This window comes from Rhodococcus sp. SB1D (assembly GCF_048573875.1).
Lineage (GTDB): Bacteria > Actinomycetota > Actinomycetes > Mycobacteriales > Mycobacteriaceae > Rhodococcus_F > Rhodococcus_F qingshengii.
The window spans coordinates 300,799-318,641 of sequence record NZ_JBMAIQ010000006.1 but is presented as its reverse complement, the minus strand read 5'-3'; the positions used below and the strand labels follow the sequence as shown (position 1 = coordinate 318,641).

At 61.8% G+C, this 17,843-nt stretch carries 14 protein-coding genes; 5 read left to right on the top strand and 9 right to left on the bottom strand.

Annotated elements, in window-relative coordinates:
* Positions 1-9: 9 nt before the first annotated feature.
* The 6 genes from ACN50D_RS16460 to ACN50D_RS16435 all read right to left on the bottom strand — a co-directional run bounded on the left by ACN50D_RS16460 (position 10) and on the right by ACN50D_RS16435 (position 5,851).
* Positions 10-2,187, bottom strand: coding sequence for an AAA family ATPase (locus tag ACN50D_RS16460; RefSeq protein WP_003941536.1), 2,178 nt, complete (start codon positions 2,185-2,187; stop codon positions 10-12).
* A gap of 21 nt (positions 2,188-2,208) precedes the next feature.
* Positions 2,209-3,039 carry a CDP-alcohol phosphatidyltransferase family protein gene (locus ACN50D_RS16455; RefSeq protein ID WP_029254795.1) on the bottom strand — a complete coding sequence of 277 codons (831 nt, stop codon included), beginning with the start codon at positions 3,037-3,039 and terminating at the stop codon, positions 2,209-2,211.
* Positions 3,040-3,098: 59 nt separating this feature from the next.
* Positions 3,099-3,812, bottom strand: a complete 714-nt coding sequence (locus tag ACN50D_RS16450) for a phosphatidylserine decarboxylase (RefSeq protein ID WP_007733711.1) — start codon at positions 3,810-3,812, stop codon at positions 3,099-3,101.
* Between the two features lie 72 nt (positions 3,813-3,884).
* Positions 3,885-4,904: a MerR family DNA-binding transcriptional regulator gene (locus ACN50D_RS16445; RefSeq protein ID WP_007733712.1), complete on the bottom strand. Its 1,020-nt coding sequence runs from the start codon at positions 4,902-4,904 to the stop codon at positions 3,885-3,887.
* On the bottom strand, positions 4,894-5,346 hold the full coding sequence (locus tag ACN50D_RS16440) for a hypothetical protein (RefSeq protein WP_007733713.1): 453 nt from the start codon (positions 5,344-5,346) through the stop codon (positions 4,894-4,896). Before ACN50D_RS16440 ends, ACN50D_RS16445 begins: the two co-directional genes overlap by 11 nt.
* 34 nt (positions 5,347-5,380) lie before the next feature.
* Entirely contained in the window at positions 5,381-5,851 is a 471-nt protein-coding gene (locus tag ACN50D_RS16435; protein ID WP_003941500.1) for an SRPBCC family protein, read from the bottom strand.
* 189 nt (positions 5,852-6,040) lie between these two features.
* On the opposite strand from ACN50D_RS16435, the gene ACN50D_RS16430 reads away from it, so the two are divergent.
* A complete protein-coding gene (locus tag ACN50D_RS16430; protein ID WP_007733714.1) occupies positions 6,041-7,432 on the top strand; it encodes an amino acid permease in 1,392 nt (463 codons plus the stop codon).
* On the opposite strand, the gene ACN50D_RS16425 is transcribed toward ACN50D_RS16430, so the two are convergent.
* A complete protein-coding gene (locus ACN50D_RS16425; RefSeq protein ID WP_007733715.1) occupies positions 7,404-8,657 on the bottom strand; it encodes an NAD(P)/FAD-dependent oxidoreductase in 1,254 nt (417 codons plus the stop codon). The two genes, ACN50D_RS16430 and ACN50D_RS16425, sit on opposite strands and share 29 nt — an antisense overlap.
* Positions 8,658-9,647: 990 nt before the next feature.
* On the opposite strand from ACN50D_RS16425, the gene ACN50D_RS16420 reads away from it, so the two are divergent.
* Positions 9,648-10,151 (top strand): hypothetical protein, encoded by a 504-nt coding sequence (locus tag ACN50D_RS16420; RefSeq protein ID WP_042450431.1) that lies wholly within the window; start codon positions 9,648-9,650, stop codon positions 10,149-10,151.
* A gap of 211 nt (positions 10,152-10,362) precedes the next feature.
* Here the strand turns inward: ACN50D_RS16420 and ACN50D_RS16415 are convergent, their stop codons facing one another.
* Both ACN50D_RS16415 and ACN50D_RS16410 read right to left on the bottom strand, forming a co-directional pair.
* Complete coding sequence (locus ACN50D_RS16415; protein ID WP_058228005.1) at positions 10,363-11,823, bottom strand: wax ester/triacylglycerol synthase domain-containing protein; 1,461 nt, start codon at positions 11,821-11,823, stop codon at positions 10,363-10,365.
* A 1,428-nt stretch (positions 11,824-13,251) separates the two neighbouring features.
* Positions 13,252-14,400 carry a PucR family transcriptional regulator gene (locus tag ACN50D_RS16410; RefSeq protein WP_007733721.1) on the bottom strand — a complete coding sequence of 383 codons (1,149 nt, stop codon included), beginning with the start codon at positions 14,398-14,400 and terminating at the stop codon, positions 13,252-13,254.
* A gap of 82 nt (positions 14,401-14,482) precedes the next feature.
* Here ACN50D_RS16410 and ACN50D_RS16405 point away from each other — a divergent pair, with 82 nt between their 5' ends.
* From ACN50D_RS16405 to groL, 3 genes are all read left to right on the top strand, one after another.
* Positions 14,483-15,268, top strand: a complete 786-nt coding sequence (locus ACN50D_RS16405; protein ID WP_003941506.1) for an HAD-IIA family hydrolase — start codon at positions 14,483-14,485, stop codon at positions 15,266-15,268.
* An 80-nt stretch (positions 15,269-15,348) separates the two neighbouring features.
* Entirely contained in the window at positions 15,349-15,906 is a 558-nt protein-coding gene (locus ACN50D_RS16400) for a DUF6764 family protein (protein WP_039973364.1), read from the top strand.
* 273 nt (positions 15,907-16,179) lie between these two features.
* Positions 16,180-17,805, top strand: a complete 1,626-nt coding sequence (groL, locus tag ACN50D_RS16395) for a chaperonin GroEL (protein WP_003941476.1) — start codon at positions 16,180-16,182, stop codon at positions 17,803-17,805.
* Positions 17,806-17,843 lie beyond the last annotated feature (38 nt).

The following is a 17,843-nucleotide window of genomic DNA, read 5'->3' as shown; positions in this document are numbered from 1 at the left end:
GGTCAGTCCTTATCGGTTGTCCGCGTACGCCTGTAGGTGTGCCACCTGCTCGGGATCGAGTGAGGGACGTACCTTCTCACGGGCGGTTGCCACGTCCGCGGCCGTCACGTCGGCCGCGTCCATGCTCCGACGCATGGCGGCGAGTGCAGCCTCACGCAGGAGAGCCGAGCAGTCTGCTGCCGAGTATCCCTCGAGATCGACGGCCAGAATGTCCAAATCGACATCTTCGGCGAGCGGTACCGACTTGCCGGAAGCACGCAGAATCGCTTTGCGGGCCTCCGCATCCGGCGGCGGTACGAATACGAGACGTTCGAGTCTGCCGGGGCGCAGAAGAGCCGGGTCGATCAGATCCGGTCGGTTGGTGGCGCCCAACACCACGACGTCGCGTAGCGGTTCGACGCCGTCGAGTTCGGTCAGCAACGCGGCTACGACGCGATCCGACACCCCGGAGTCGGAACTTTGACCACGACGCGGGGCAAGGGCGTCGATTTCGTCGAGGAAGATCAACGACGGCGCCGAATCGCGTGCGCGCTGGAACAACTCTCTTACGGCCTTTTCGGAGGCGCCGACCCACTTGTCCATCAGCTCTGCGCCTTTCACGGCATGAACGCTGAGGTGACCTGAGCTGGCAAGGGCACGAACGAGATACGTCTTGCCGCAGCCAGGAGGGCCGTAGAGGAGCACGCCGCGGGGTGGGTCGACACCGAGGCGTGCGAAGGAGTCGGGGTGCTGTAGCGGCCACAGCACCGCTTCGGTGAGGGCCTGTTTGGTTTCGACCATGTCGCCGACGTCGTCGAGGGTGACGCTGCCGATCGACAGTTCTTCGGTACTCGAACGAGACAGTGGCCGAATCACTTCGAGGGCACCGACAAGATCTTCCTGCGTGATCTCCGGAGAATCACCGGATTTGGACGCCCGCGTCGCCGCTCGCAATGCAGCTTCACGGCAGAGCGCCGCGAGGTCGGCGACCACGAATCCGGGTGCGCGCGAGGCGATGGCGTCGAGTTCGAGGGTTCCGGTGGGCACGCGGCGGAGCAGGAGTTCGAGCAACGCCTTGCGAGTTGCGCCGTCCGGCAGGGTAAGTGCGAGTTCTCGATCGCAGAGATCCTGGCCGCGAAGGCGCGCGTCGACGGTCTCCGGATGGGCGGAGGTCGCGACGAATGCCACGCCCGGGGTTGCGACGGCGCTGCGCAGTTGTTCGAGGATCAGTGCGGACACCGGTTCCGCGGTGGCCGGAAGCAGAGCGTCGATGTCACTGATCAGTAGTACGCCACCGCCGCGCACGGCAGCAACGGCGTCGACGATTCGCTGCAGGCGGGTATTCGCCTCGGTGGCACCGACTCCCGGGCCGTCGAGTTCGACCAGTTTGCGCGAGGACAGGACCGAGCGGGCCAACGTGGCTTTGCCTACGCCGGCGGGGCCCGTGATGAGGACGCCGAGGTGCGGTGAGGCGCCGAGCGTACGGAGCAGTTCTGGTTCGTCGAGTGCCAGGCCGAGCCACTCGGTCAGCTTGGCTGCCTGCGCTTGCGCGCCGACGAGGTGATCCAGCGGAACCGACGGTGCAGGCTCGATCGCGACGGCGGCCGGACTGGAAACAAGCGCACTCGGTGTCAGTGTGCCCGCCGAGCCGGAACCCCAGTTGACTGCCGAATTCGGCTGGACGCTGACCGGACCACCGGCAGGTTCGACGGCCGTGACGGTGAGCAGTTCGGATGTCCACGCGACGCCGAAGGTACGGGAAAGCGCTTGGGTGGCTTCGGAAGTGCTCGTACCCGGACCGAGATCGCGGGGGAGGAGCGAGACCGTGTCGCCGACGCTGACGACCTTGCCCAGAAGAGCTTGTCGCAGAACCGTCGAGCTGATCGAATTTGTCGCCATGGACGAGCCGGTGACGGAGACGGATCGCGCTCCGTACACCGTCACCGGACCGACCACGACGGAAGAGTTCTCGGTCAGGCCGACGTTCGACATGGTGACGTCGTCGAGAAGGATCGTGCCTGCCGGGGTTCCGGTGGGTGCACGGCCCGCGACGGTCGCGGTGCCGCGGGCTCCCATGAGTGCGATGGCATCCCATTCGCGGATGCCCAACGCCGCCAACGCTTCGGGGTGCAAGCGCACGACCCCGCGGCGTAGGTCGGCGGCAGAGGTGTTGAGTCGAACGGTGAGGGCGAGTTCCGGCGAAGTCACCTCTCGAGAGTACGTCGTGGACTAGCGGGGTCGCCGCAATCCGAGACGAGCGGCCGAGCGGCGGCCACCGACGTTGGGTTGGCGTCGGATCGCGCGGCGTTCGGAAGGCTTGATGTCCCAGGTTTCGGGACGTGCTGCCACCCACCGCTTCGAGTGCACGGCAAACGGGATGTGCACCAGGTAGATCGCGATGAGAACGATCAGCAGGATGTACGGGTAGGTGATGAGTGCGGCTGCAGCCAACGTCACCAGGACGAGCAGGCCGGCCGCCATGTGCGGCGGCACGGATACCGACTTCATCGCCAGCGTCGGGATGCGGCTGACGATCAGTGCAGCCGAGAAGAGCGTCCACACGATGACGACGAAGTGCGAAGACCACCAGCCGTCACCCCACTGAGCCGTCGCGGCCAGGGGAGTGAGGGCGATGAGTGCGCCGGCCGGAGCCGGAACGCCGACGAAGTACTCACGTGCATACGCGGGGACGTCGTCGTCGTCGAGCAGGGTGTTGAAACGTGCGAGTCGCAACACGATGCTGACCGCGTAGATCAACGCGATGATCCAGCCGATGCTGGTGCCGTCCAGCAAGGTCACGTACAGGACCAGGGCCGGGGCGACGCCGAAGGAGATGGAGTCGGCCAGTGAGTCGAGTTCGGCGCCGATCTTGCTGGTGGCGTCGAGCAGTCGCGCGATGCGGCCGTCGAGTGAATCGAGGACGGCAGCTGCGCCGATCATCGCGAGCGAGGTACCGGGTTGTCCGTCGAGAGCGAATTTGACGGCGGACAGCCCGGCGCACAGCGCCAGGATGGTGATGACGGACGGCAGCAACCGCACCGCCTGGGTGCGTTTGGGCATCTTCGCGCCGGGTTGGGCTGCTCCCGGCTTCTTCACGGCTGACTTCATCTTCGGCGTCTTCACGGCAGTTGCGCGATAACTGTTTCAGCACCGATCGTGCGTTGTCCCGGCTCGACCAGGAGTGTGGTTCCGGCGGGGAAATAGGTGTCGACGCGTGAGCCGAAACGGATCAGTCCGTACGTGTCGCCGATCGGCAGGACGTCACCGACACCGGCGTAGCAGACGATGCGGCGTGCAAGCAGTCCCGCGATCTGGACAACCGCAACCTCGTGACCATCGGCGGTTTCGATCAGCATGCTGTTGCGCTCGTTGACCTCGCTGGCGTCGGCGAGATCTGCGGAGAGGAACTTGCCTGCCTGGTGAACGACCTCTTTGACCGTTCCACCGACAGGGCTGCGCTGGACATGCACGTCGAGAACCGACAGGAAGATGCTGACGCGCGGGCGCGGCTCGCTTCCGAGATTGAGCTCGGCGGGCGGAACGGCGTTGTCGACCAACGCCACCTCGCCGTCGGCGGGTGCGACGACGACGCCGATGCGGTTGGGCGGCACCCGGTGCGGGTGACGGAAGAACGTGGCGCATGCGGCGGCGGTGGTCAGACCGGCTCGGCGCACCCACTTACGGTTGCGGCCCAGAGCTGCAACTCCCAGCGGGGCCAGCACGAACGGCAGGCCGGCGGGATGAAGTGGCGGAATCGCATGGCGAACCAGATCGACGATATGTCCGATCCCGGTGGGTTGCGGGGTTCCGGGGGGTGTGGGTCGGCGTGCCACAGGCTCCTCTAACTACTCGGTAGGTCTTCTGCTGGTCGCACTGACAGTACGGGGTGGTAGAGCATCCATAGATTACGTGAACGCCTTCTCTCCTACAGGCTGTAGTGGCATCAAGTACGAGTAGTACCCGACACAGTCGCCGGTGCGTATCGCCAGCGGGAGCGTCGCACCGCTTACTCGGATCACCAGTTGCCGCCCCGGTTGGGCTGCGGCGGCGTCGCGCAGTCGCTGCCGGTCGACCAGTACTCGGAACTTCTCACGGGGATCCGTTCCGCCCGGATCCACCCGGGCACCACCGTCTTCGCCGACGCTGACGACGGCACTGTCCTCGGTGCCGTTGAGCAGGGCGGCAAGGTGGTCGCCGCTCAGTTCGACGGCGTTGTGGTGCTCGCGCAGGATTCGGTGATCGGGGAACTCTCCGTCCTCGATCAGGGGGCTGGACACCTCACCTCCCGGATACGACGCAGTCACCGTGCGCGCGGAGAAAGTCAGCGTCACGACGCCGGCGACGTCGCGCAACAATCGCGCGAAGGTGACGGGAACGACAGCGGACACCGTCAGAGCGGAGTGAACTTTCACCTCGGCGACCGCGAGCCGGAACTGATCAGTGGTGACAAACGCAGCGACGCCGTCGTGAATGTCGAGGTGGACGCCGCGAAGTATCGGGAACTCCGATTCCTCGTTCACGGCGAACAGCACGGCGTCGAGTGCGCGTCGTAGATCCCACGAGTCGATGTCCACGCCGCCGGAGATAGGTAGCGCGTCGATCAGGCGGTGGATTCGTCCCAGTTCGGCCCGGGCGTCGGCGAGACCGTCCTCGAGGTTGCGCAGATGAGCGTCGAGGCACGAATGGGGTTCCGGTCCGGTCAGGACGGCCATCATGTCGCGGATCGGAACACCGACGCGCCGCATACCGGCGATCACGCGTGCGTCGCGGAGTTGGTCGTCGGTGTACCAGCGGTAACCGGTGTGCGGATCGACGGAATGCGGGACGAGTACGCCTTCCTTGTCGTAGAACCGCAGCGCGCTGATCGGGAGCGCCGACGCCCGGGACATCTCGCCGATCGTCAAGAGGGCGGAACTAGTGGTCACGGATCAATTCTGCCCGCAGTCGCTCGATAGCGCCCCTGATCATCCGGCCGTAACCGTCGTCGGCGAGTGTGCCGACCGACGCCTCGGCCTTCGTCAGATGCTCGACGGCCTCGGCGTCGCGTCCGAGTTTGCGGTAGTCGGCAGCCAGGTTGAGGTGCAGCGATGGATAGAAACCGGCGACCTGCAGCGATGCGTGGTGTTCCTGGGCTCGCGCGTCGGTCAACGAATCGGCAGCGTCGAGGGCGCGCAGGTCCCAGCAGAGCTCTTGAGCCGGATCGTCTTGAACGTCGGCCATGTAGTGCGCGAGGGAGACGATGTGGAGCGCATCGGGGGCGGCGCTGATCTCTTCCCACACCTTCTCGAACGCAGAGCGAGCCCCGGCTCGATCGCCGGAGCTCGCCAATTCTTGTGCCTGCGCTATCTGTGTCATCACGGGATCCATGGAACGGATCCTGATGCCTCGACCAGGTCGAGGGTCAAGCAGAGGTGCGTGCAGCCGCCTCGGCCTCGCTCTTCACACGCTTCAATGTGGCATTCATGCCTTCGACGAGCTCGACCTCGAAGTCGGCGTTTCCGCCCAGGACGGTCTTGACGAGGAACTGCGAGACCTTCGACGTTCCGGTGGGAGCCTCGCGACGCTCGGTCACTTTGGTGCCGGTAGCGGTCGGCTCGAGTTCGTAGGACCAGATCGTGCGGTTCTCCGCGATGCGGAACGCCACCGACTTGTTGGGCTCGAAGCGAACGACCTTCGACGACGTCGGCCAGACCAGCAGGCCCTTGCGGTTGACGTTGATCGTCTTGGCACCCTCACGCACGGTCCCGCCGATCACCTTCATGACCTTGCACTGGGGGCTCCATTCGCCCATGCGCTGCAGGTCGGCGACGATTGCCCACACATCCTGCGGTGATGCGTCGATGTCGATGCTTGCTTCGAGGGTGTTGGACACAGTCTCTCCAGTCGAGTTGATGCTACGTAAAGTTACAAACACTTTTGTCGATCGTAAGCGATCCGTCAATGGACCATGTGTGTCAGGTCACTGTACGGCCGTCCAACAGGGTCGTGCGGGAACACGCGCGGTGGTAGCGGACAATGGTTCGCGCACGTATGACGATCCATCCGACTGGAGTACCGAGAAGTGAACAGCGACGCAGCGACGCAGGATGGCCTCAAGCGAGGGCTGACAGCGCGCCATATCCGCTTCATCGCCCTCGGATCAGCCATCGGAACCGGACTGTTCTACGGCAGCGCCGAGGCCATCAAACGAGCCGGCCCGTCGGTGCTCCTGGCCTACCTGATCGGCGGTATCGCGGTCTACCTGGTGTTGCGAGCGCTCGGCGAGATGGCGGTCCGTAACCCGGTTTCCGGTTCGTTCAGCGAGTACGCGAACAAGCACCTCGGACCACTCGCCGGTTTCATGACCGGGTGGACGTACACGTTCGAGATGGTGATCGTGTGCCTCGCCGACGTCACCGCCTTCGGCCTGTACATGCAGTTCTGGTTCCCGGACGTACCGAGATGGATCTGGGTTCTGGCTGTCGTCTTCTTCATCGGCGCGATAAACCTGTTGAGCGTCAAGGTGTTCGGCGAACTGGAATTCTGGTTCACGCTCGTGAAGATCACCGCCATCATCGCGATGATCGCCGGCGGCATCGCGATCATCGTGTTCGGATTCGGCGTTCACGACACCGATGCCGGAATCAGCCACCTCTGGTCGGACGGCGGGTTCTTCGCGACGGGCTTCGGCGGATTCGTCGCGTGTTTCGCGATCGTCATGTTCGCGTTCGGCGGCACCGAGATCATCGGTATCACCGCGGGCGAAGCCGAGGATCCGGCGCAGACCATCAGGAAAGCCGTCAACACGGTGCCGGTGCGCATCATTCTCTTCTACATCTGCACCCTCGCCGTCATCATGGCGATCATTCCGTGGCAGGCCATCAACTCCGACAACAGCCCGTTCGTCCAGATCTTCGAGAACCTCGGATTGGGAACGGCCGCTTCGATCCTCAACATCGTCGTCATCACCGCAGCCCTGTCGGCCATCAACAGCGACGTTTTCGGTGCGGGTCGCATGATGTTCGGAATGTCGCATGCCGGTCAGGCCCCGCAGGTGATGAAGAGAGTCTCCGCCAACGGTGTTCCGTGGATGACCGTTGTCATCATGACCGGTGCCCTGTTGGTGGGAGTCCTGCTCAACTACCTGATCCCGGACCAGGTGTTCCTCGTCATCGCCTCGCTGGCCACCTTCGCCACGATTTTCGTCTGGATCATGATCCTGCTCTCGCAGTTCCGTTCCCGCGCTCAGATGAGTGCAGACGAAACAGCGGCACTGAAGTTTCCAGTGCCGCTGTGGCCGTACGGTCAGATCTTCGCGATCGTGTTCCTGGCTTTTGTCATCGTGTTGCTCGGCGTCATCGCCGATACCCGAGTTGCTTTGCTCGTCGGTGCCGGATGGCTGGTTCTGCTGACGGGCGCGTACTACAAGTGGGTGAAACCGGCTGTCAGCGCAGCGGATCGAAGTGGCGCATGACGGTCGGCGTCTGAGCGCCGGTCATCGAGTCGGCCACCATCTTTCCGGTCAACGGACCCAGGGCGATTCCCCACATCCCGTGACCACCGGCGACGTGCACCCGCGGCGACTTCGTGGCTCCGATCAACGGCAAGCCGTCGGTAGTGCACGGTCGTGATCCCACCCACTCCTCTTCCCGCGCAGTCCAGTCGATGCCGCTGAGCATCGGCTTGGCCGCATCGATGATCGCCTGCACGCGGCGCGGATCCAGCGGCGCGTCAGGGCTGCGGAATTCCATCATTCCGGCCACTCGGAAGCGATCGTGCAACGGAGTGCATGCGACGCGCTGGGTGGGGAAATACACAGGGTTCTTGGGGAGGTGCTCGGGCTTGACACTGAAGCTGTATCCGCGTCCGGCCTGCACCAGTTTGCGCACACCGAACGGTGCTGCGAGCTTGTTCAAGCGGGCACCGCTCGAGATGACCACGGCGTCGCCGTCGCGTGAATCACCGTGTGCACTGCGAACAGTGACTCCGCCGACCCGATCGTCGATCTGCGTGACGTCGAAACCGCTGACGATTTCTCCACCGCGTTCACGAACCGCGTCCGCCAACGAGTTCACGAACAACGGGGGATCGATGAAACGCTGATTACGCAGACGCAAACCGGCTTTCACACCCTGGCCGAGTGAAGGCTCGAGCGAGTGAATCGCGTCGTAGTCGAGGAGGTCGAAGTCGACTTCTCCGCCGGCAGCTTCGACGTGATGGAACTCGTCCACCAAGGTCTGTCGGTCCTTCTCGGACGCAAACGCGGCGAGGAAAGGATCGGCCAGGCGGGTCAGCTCTTTGACGCCACCGTCGGCGAGTTCGTCGTACGCGCCCAAGGCTGTTCGGTTGACCTCGGTGTAGACCGACATCGCTTCCTGCCACTTCGACGGCGTGCAGTGGCGCGCGAACCCGACCAGGAACCGAATCAGCTTCAGATCGGTGGTGAGTGGCACGTACACCGGGGACGACGGGCTGAGCATCGCGCGCAAGCCGTATTGGAGCACTGCGGGTTCGGGCAGCGGAAGCGTCAATGCGGGGGCCAGCCAACCGGCGTTGCCCCAGCTCGCGTCGGCTGCGACGCCGTCGCGATCGACGACGGTGACCTCGACTCCACGTTCCTGCAAGAACCAGGCCGTCGACAATCCGACAACACCCGCACCGACCACGACCACACGATCGGGGCTTTGACGAGTTCCCATGACGCACTCCTTCTACAGACTCTGCTCGAACCGAGACGCCGGTCACATCCGGCTCTTCTCCCAAGCATGAATCGCGGGGGCGGCAAAAGGACTGGCCGTTCGGCCACAGCTTCGGGGAATGCGTTGTGCGAGTGCACAGCCCTCGCTTGGGAAGCGAATCACAGTGAGTCGGTTCGTAAATGCGCTGGAACTTTTGAATTAATACTAAAGTATTAACCATCTCTCGAATGAGCTGCGTTGTTAATACTTTAGTATTAATGTTTCGCTGAATGTTAGTTCCTTGGTATTAGTCGCGTGCAAATCCTGGATGTAAGTGGGGGCGCCATTTCAAGTTGTCGAGAGATTTCTTTCAAAAACTGTTACAAGTTCTAGTAATTGAGGTATGGTGACGGTCATCACATAAACGGCAAATCGTGAATGGCCTTCAATCGTCGATCAGCTGTTCCAACTTACCGCTCGGTGTGAGCATCCAGTGGAATGGGTGCTACCAAACCAGCTGATTGGAGGTGGTTTCTCACGGTCGGACGTCATCTTTTTCGGAATCGAGACATGATTCCCGGGTGATGTCGTATCGCTAATCTCCGTTGTCAAGATTTCGGTCGTGCATCGGTAGTGAACAAATCCTATCGTGCTGCGCACGGCCTCAAAGACTTCCCCTTCGCCGCGAAAATTCCGGTGATGCGGAGGCTGTCAATGCAGTAGTTCAACTTTACTCGAACTGCGTTTTGGCGGGAAGTGCTATCAACGCTATAAACCGATCCCGAAAGGGAATGAGGAGTAGAAGATATGCATGTTTCAACGGCAAAACGTACGGTGGCCGCTCTAGCAGTAGCAACTGCTTCGGCGGGCATGGTATTCGCAGCAGTTGCACCGGCGTCGGCAACTGCAGGTACGACGGTGACGAGCTATAACCAGGCGTGCCGCGCTGTAAGTGTTGGGCAGACCGTGGATCAGGTAGTTCCAACCTCGGTCACGGCTAACCACGTCACTGTGAATGCCACGCCCGGGGTAAATTCATACACCCTTCAGCCCGGTTCAGCGACGACGCCCAGCAGTTCTGGCGTCTCGGGTGTCACATTCCTCGGCATTGATGACGTCAGGCTTGTCTACCGCTATGACCCAGCGACGTTCGTCGCAGGATCGGCCGCACTGGTGGCCGGTTCCGGTTCGGGCTACACAGGCACGGTCACTCTCACCGATACCGGATCGCAACTGATCGTGGACGGTGCGGATGTCGGCGTAGGCGTGACATACCAGCTTCCGAAGATCAGTTTCCAAACTCGGAACAGTGCGTTGGACGTGAAGTTCGACACTCAGGGCACCGCGGCCCAGATGTATAACTTCTCGGCGAATTACTTCCGTTTCACATCGAAGGCGTCAGTGCCTATCTTCGGGACAGTCAGTGCGCCGACCTCATGCATTCCCGCCAATGCGGTGGGTGCGACCGGTAGTTACCCGGCACTGAATTCGGGTGCGGGCGTTCTGCATCCATAGTCAATCCGGACCCCGGTGATAACAGCGCTGCCTGACACCCCACTCAGGCAGCGCTGTTTTGCGTAGTCTTGTGCGTGAGTGCCAGAAGTGTGTGCCGGGAGGCGCTTCCAGACCATGTGGATGCGAGTTACGTGCAGAATTACCCGCTCGACAAGAATCCCGACCTACCGCAGTGGTAGGCCGGGCTCGTAATGTCTTGGTGAATAAGGGATCAGGATGCGATGACGGTCGAGTTGCTCTCGAGCTCACGCGTCTTTGCGGCTTCCTTCAGTTCCTCGAAACTCGCGCGAAGCAACTCCAGGTAGTGGCCTAGATCTGGCATCGTTGCGGCGTCTGCAATCACGTTGAGCGTTAGGTTGCCGCCACTCGCAGCTACCATGAAGTGCCGCAGCCCGTCACCGTCGACCGGTGCTTGATTAGCGAGTACGGCAGTGCCAGTTGCCCCGTTCAGGGTCAGTCCGTTGACCGAGAGCGGAATGTTACTCACCATCGTGTGCTGATACCGCGGCCCATCCGGCTTGTAGTCGTCATGGTGACGTGAATATGCCATCAACCGCGCTATCGGAGCGGGTAGGGTCTCCAACACTGTGCTCATCCGCCGGACCGCTGTGTGGGACGTACGGGCCTTCTCCGAGCGTGCAGACTCTGCGATGAGAGCGAGTCTCTTCAGCGGATCCGTGATCGTGGTGTGCATGTTCACGGACAGATTCACCAATTGGTTTGCGGACTCCCACTCCTCTTGCTTGCGCATGGACCGCGGAACCATCGCGAACAGAGAACCTCGAGGCGCTTCGCTCTTCTCGGTAAGGTATCGCGCCATCGCGCAACCGACCACAGCCAGAAGGACGTCGTTGACAGTCGCTCCGGGGACTGCGTTCTTCACATGCCGAACCTCGTTGCCTGCGAGGATGATCGGCTCCACCAATGCCGACCCGCTTACCTTGCAGTTGAAGCGGGTGCTAGTACTTTCGTAGATGCACTCGTCCCATTCTCCAGCACTCTTCGCCTCGACTACCGCACGGGCAGCAGCCCGATTGCCCGGAATGCTCTTGGCGAACTGGATAAGTTGGCCGGGGAAACTCAGCACTGATCGCGTGAAGAGACGTCCCCGTAGGAACCGTATTGCAGGTGCTGATTTCCTCGGCCGTTGCGCATCCGAAAATATGGCTTCACCCAGCATTCGGATCGCGATTCCGTCGGCCGCGCTGTGATGAGACTTGAGCACAACCGCCGTCAGCCTGCCGGGTAGAGCGTCAAGCCCCTCGATCCCCGTGAAAAAGTGCAGTTCCCAGGGTGGGCGGCTGAGATCCATTCTCGAGGTCAGCAGGGCGCTGAGCATTTCTTGAAATGGTGCCCAACCCGGCTCGGAAATCGCGTTGACCCGCACGTGGTCGCCCACATCCAGGTTGGGGTCTGGAACCCAGTACGGATGGCCGAGTCCCAGTGGCGTGTGCTGGATTCGGTGGGTGAACATGCGATTGTGTCCGAGCCTGGCGGTGACCCAATCGACGGCTTGCGCCTGCGTGAATTCTGCGGCTGGGTGCTGAGATGTTTCGAAGAAGTACACGCCGACCAGATGCTTCAGGTGGCCGGCGGACTCGTTGTAGACGAAGTCCGCGTCTCGCGGATTCACCTGTGTGACAGCCGCATCCAGCAGGTTGGGCAGTCTCATGTCGAACTCCTCACGTGGCGGGTGCCGGATCAAAGTGTCCGTGCCCCGGAACTCTCGTGGCCCGGAACTCTCGTGCCTGGAAAACTCTCGTGCTTGGAACGCGAAATGACCCCCGAGGCGAATTGGAGCCTCGGGGATCATCGAAGTTCAGAGTAGAGAAGTTGCACCAGAGAATTTACTTCTGCAGAATGGTACTTCCCAGGCCGGTCAACTCTATGGTCCCAGTAGCCCAGGCGATCAAACTGGTGATATATCTTTGCAGCATTGTAAATCACCTTTCCTTAGAGCGGCGTCGGCGTGTACGCGGACAGGGTGTTGAGATACTTCGCGAACGTACCTACTAGGTCGATTGAGCCAAATCCCACCAGATCCGACAGATAGCTCATTGAAAGATCGAACATTATTGTCTCCTCTCCCGACTACGGGGCAACGGTCGAGCCGAGGGCGGTCTGAATGCTTCCACCAATACCTGCAGAACCGCTAGCCATTAGGTTGATGGCTGCGGAGATAGACTTGAAGATGCCGTCGACTATTGCCTGCACATAAACGAACGGGGGAAGCAATGATTGCGAATCAATGCTCGTGACTGCGTCGATGATACTTGCTGTATCCACTATGCTAACGCTCCTTGCGGTAGATTTTTATCACGGTAGGAAATTCTGTTGAAGTCAGCCGAGTGGGGGTTGCCAGTCGAAGTCGACTGACGCCATGGAGCCTCTGTATACGAGCAATGAAATGATCTGCAAAATTATCGGTTCCTTGAGGTAAGGCACCATCGATCCTAGATCCATCGTTTACTCCTGTCGTTGGGTGATGTTCTGAAATGGATCAGGGTTGCGATGAGCCGGTCTCGATTAATCCGGCTAGCGAGCCGGTGGCGCCCTCGATGCCGGGCACTAGGGATCCGCTCCATACATTGTCCAGTAATCCGGTGAACAACGCAGCCGTTGCTTGAAGGAACATTGCGATCATATGAAGTTCCATCCTTTCGATAGATCTGGAAGACTTTTTGTACATCGGCGCATGCTTGTTGCATTCCACAAAGAGCAGGTTCGACTAGTGCACGGACCCTTGCGATCGTTCTGCTAAGAGATCCGTGTGGCGTTCGGGGTCTTATGTGGCGTGACGGGAATGAGGTTAGCTCGAGCAAGTCCACTTTGACTAGGAATTTGTAGAACCAAACTGAAACGTGTTTCATTTGTGCTGGTCAGGCAACCAAAATGGCCTATTTGGGCCGTGAGAGGAAGATCTTGCGGAACGCTAACCAGATTGCAAGATTGATGATTGCCGAATTGCTGGGTTTTGGGAATCGTGGCCGGTAATTATGACTTTTGGCGGACTGGTCGTTAATACTTTTGGGTGATATTTTGTCGAATACCCCCCAAAGTGGAGCGGCACGGGAGATGCTCCGATACCTTCTTCGCCGGCTCAGGAACTTCGTAGTTTGAACTGAAGCATCAGGATCAGTCGAGTGTCCGCGTCGCTCAGGTCAACCCCGCACATCTCCTTGCAGCGGCGTAATCGATTGCGGAGAGTGTTGGGGTGAACATGCAATGCTGCGGAGGAACTCGCGACATCACCGCCCTTGTCGAGGAAGGTGTGGGCCGTTGCGACGAGTTCGCTTCCATGTCGACGGTCGTACCCTTCCAGGGCGTGCATAGGTGTGGCGGTGCTCAGTCCGTCGAATATGTCGGCAACATGTAAGGCCAGTACCGACGCCAAGGTGTCGTTCATACCCGCGACAATCCCGCCGGACCGGTTGTGTCGCAGCGCGCCCAGAACATGGTCGGCGTCGGCGCGTGACAAATGGCATTCGCTGGCTGATTTCACGGTGCGGCCCACCGCAACGGCAAGTTGTGCTCGTGTGCGGGCGCGGCTGAGGAAGTCCTCCAACAGTCGGCGGGCGTTCGCTTCGTCAGCGCCGACAACAAGGTACGTCGAGTCGATCAACTGTGCGATCACGGCGTCGACGGCCAGAGTGTCCAGGTACAAGCTCAAGGAGGCGACCAACCCCGCCGGCAGTGGTCCCGTGACGGTTCCGACCGCGACCACCGTGAGCGGACCTGCCAACCGCAAGTCGTCGGCGGCGCGGAATGCGGGTTCGCCACCGCCGATCAGTGCTTGGACGCGCTGGGATTGGCGACGACGTGTGCTGTCGACCCGGTCACGCTCCGAGGCGATTCTCTCGGCCACGACAGATACCGCGGAACGAAGTATCGATTCCTGTGTGGGCGTCGGTGTTCCGGCCAGTGCGACCCAGATCGAGCCGACGGGGTGATCGTTCTCGCGAACTGCGATAACCAGTCGCGGCGTGATCGCGGGGTCTTCGAGGTCGACGTAGATGGGATCGCTCTCTCGGTGAAGCCGATCGAATACTCCTGCATCGGAGAGTAATTGGCGGAATCGGCTGGGTACCTGCCGACCTAGGATCGTGCCGATGCGAGCTTCGTCTACGGCCTGCTCGCCGCCGGAGTACGCGAGAACCGTCGAGTTCTCGTCCTCGATCGTGACGGGAGCGCCGAGCAATTCGGCCAGAGAACCGGCAACGGAGAAGAGGTCGTCGTCGCGCAGGTCCATGGGTGGGAGCCTACTGAGCGATGGACGGATTTCGGGTTTCGACGCCTCGGCAGGACCTCGATGGCGAATATAGGCTGGTGCAATGGCCGACATCGAAGGTGTTCTGTTCGATATCGACGGAGTCCTGCTCACGTCCTGGCAGCCGATCGAGGGAGCAGGGGAAGCAGTACGCGAAGTTCGGCGGCGCGGATTGGCCTGTGGGTTTCTGACCAACACCACCTCGCGCAGTTCGACACTCATCGCGCAGGGGTTGTGCGACGCCGGTATCGAGGTGGAGGCGAGCCAGATAGTTACTGCCGCCAGGCTCACGGGGGAGTACGTGCGGGCGACGTACCCGGACGCGAGGGCGTGGGTACTCAATCACGGTGACGTGTCCGCCGATCTCGAGGGAATCGAGTTCGACGACGCCGATCCCGAGGTCGTGATTCTCGGCGGCGCCGGCCCGGAGTTCACCCACGAGGCGCTGAGCCGAGTGCTCGAACTATTGCTCGCCGGAGTGCCCGTCGTCGCGATGCACCGCGGGATGATGTGGGAGACCGTAGACGGCCTTCGGATCGACACCGGAACGTACTTGCCCGGCTTCGAGGAAGTGGCGGGTGTAAACATCGCCGCAGTGGGTAAACCGTCTCTCACGGGGTTCCTGACAGCCACGGAGTTGATGCATGTCGAACCTGAGGCGACGGTGATGGTCGGCGACGATCTGATCGGGGACGTCCTCTCCTCGCAGCGGGTCGGCCTGACCGGAGTTCTGGTGCGCACAGGCAAGTTTCGGCAAACAGTGCTCGACCTCTCGGTTCAGAAGCCCGATCATGTCATCGATTCGGTCGCGGATCTCCCGGCCCTTCTCGGGGTCGTCCTCGAGGCTTGACCAGGCGGGGGTGACGGACTTCACTCGAGCGGGTACTCTCGCGCCCGAATCCAATGAACTTGTTCCACGAAGGAGTTTCTATGCCCTTGATCTCGTCAGTCTGGTTCCGTCGCTCATACTCTCGAGTCAGCGGAATTTCCAGTAGTCGGTTGGGGGGCCGCCTGGCGAGAACAGGGGCTGTGATGACTGTAGGTATGGGGCTCGCCGCCGGGCTGGCGCTGACCGGTGCGGGAGCTGCTTCCGCGGCGCCCGTCGCGTGTGTCTCGCCGCCGTCGGCAAATGACATCCAGGTCTCCGAGACCGCGAGCTGCGGCGCGCAGTCCGTCGGAGCCGGCCGCGCGCAGGCCGGTGCCGCCGAGAGCGGTACGGCAGTGAGCGTCGCCGCCGACAACGGCTACTCCAATTCATATGCCAACGGCTTCGGAACCGCGCTGGGGGCGTCTCGCGGTAACGGTCAGGCGCAGGCATTCGCGCTCGGCGGCGGTATCGCGCGGGCCGGGGCGGCTGACGGAAATGTCACCTTCGCCATCGCCGGTTACGGGGCGGGCGCTACAGCCGATGCCAATGGCGTCGACTGCGTCGGAGTGCTCTCGTTCGCGGTCAATTTGAGTAACGGACAGTTCTGCATCGCGGGCTGAGGCTCAACCTTGCACTCGGCACGCTCGAGTGCTAAAAATGCAGTTGGCACTCGCGAACCGTGAGTGCCAGGTCGAGGCAGTGAGACCGGGAACCATAGACACCCCCGGTCGTCCGTCGCGGGCACTGACTAGACCACAGGCGTAGATGGGTGACCAGGCAAATCGGTCGCCCGTGTAATGAGGTGACCGGTCAAACGGTCGCCTTGTGCCGATGAGGTGACCCGACGAGCGGTCACCTTGTGTGTCACCCCCTATCCGGAGGATCACTTCGCAATGGCAAAGATCATCGCGTTCGACGAAGAGGCACGTCGTGGCCTCGAGCGAGGCCTCAACGCCCTCGCCGACGCTGTCAAGGTGACGTTGGGCCCCAAGGGTCGCAACGTCGTTCTCGAAAAGAAGTGGGGCGCCCCCACGATCACCAACGATGGTGTTTCCATCGCCAAGGAGATCGAACTCGACGACCCGTACGAGAAGATCGGCGCCGAGCTCGTCAAGGAGGTCGCCAAGAAGACTGACGACGTCGCTGGCGACGGCACCACCACCGCTACCGTTCTCGCACAGGCACTGGTCCGTGAAGGTCTGCGCAACGTCGCAGCCGGCGCGAACCCGCTCGGCCTCAAGCGCGGCATCGAGAAGGCTGTCGAGGCTGTCACAGCTCGCCTGCTCGAGACCGCCAAGGAGATCGACACCAAGGAGCAGATCGCTGCTACCGCCGGTATTTCCGCCGGCGACCCGTCCATCGGTGAGCTCATCGCCGAGGCTATGGACAAGGTCGGCAAGGAAGGCGTCATCACGGTCGAGGAGTCCAACACCTTCGGCCTGCAGCTCGAGCTCACCGAGGGCATGCGCTTCGACAAGGGCTACATCTCGGCGTACTTCGCCACCGATGCAGAGCGTCAGGAAGCCGTCCTCGAAGACGCGTACATCCTGCTCGTCAGCTCCAAGATCTCCACGGTCAAGGACCTGCTGCCCCTGCTGGAGAAGGTCATCCAGTCCGGCAAGCCGCTCCTGATCATCGCCGAGGACGTCGAGGGCGAAGCTCTCTCCACCCTCGTGGTCAACAAGATCCGTGGCACCTTCAAGTCTGTTGCCGTCAAGGCTCCCGGCTTCGGTGACCGTCGTAAGGCTCAGCTCGCCGACATCGCCATCCTCACCGGTGGCGAGGTCATCAGCGAAGAGGTCGGACTCTCCTTGGAGACCGCAGGCCTCGAGCTCCTCGGCCAGGCACGCAAGGTCGTCATCACCAAGGACGAGACCACCATCGTCGAGGGTGCCGGCGACGCCGACGCAATCGCCGGTCGTGTCAGCCAGATCCGCGCCGAGATCGAGAACAGCGACTCGGATTACGACCGTGAGAAGCTGCAGGAACGTCTGGCCAAGCTGGCCGGCGGCGTTGCAGTCATCAAGGCCGGCGCTGCTACCGAGGTCGAGCTCAAGGAGCGCAAGCACCGCATCGAAGATGCAGTGCGTAACGCAAAGGCAGCCGTCGAAGAGGGCATCGTCGCCGGTGGTGGCGTTGCACTTCTCCAGGCAGCTCCCGCACTGGACGACCTCAAGCTCGAAGGTGACGAGGCAACCGGCGCGAACATCGTTCGCGTTGCACTGTCCGCTCCGCTCAAGCAGATCGCATTCAACGCAGGCCTCGAGCCCGGCGTTGTTGCGGACAAGGTCTCCAACCTGCCCGCAGGTCACGGCCTCAACGCTGCGACCAACGAGTACGGCGACCTGCTCGCTGCAGGCATCAACGACCCGGTCAAGGTCACCCGCTCGGCACTGCAGAACGCAGCGTCCATCGCGGCTCTGTTCCTGACGACCGAAGCCGTTGTCGCTGACAAGCCCGAGAAGGCCGGAGCGCCTGCAGGCGATCCGACCGGCGGCATGGGCGGCATGGACTTCTGAGTCCATCTCCACCTAGCTCCTGGAGCCCGGCCCACCAT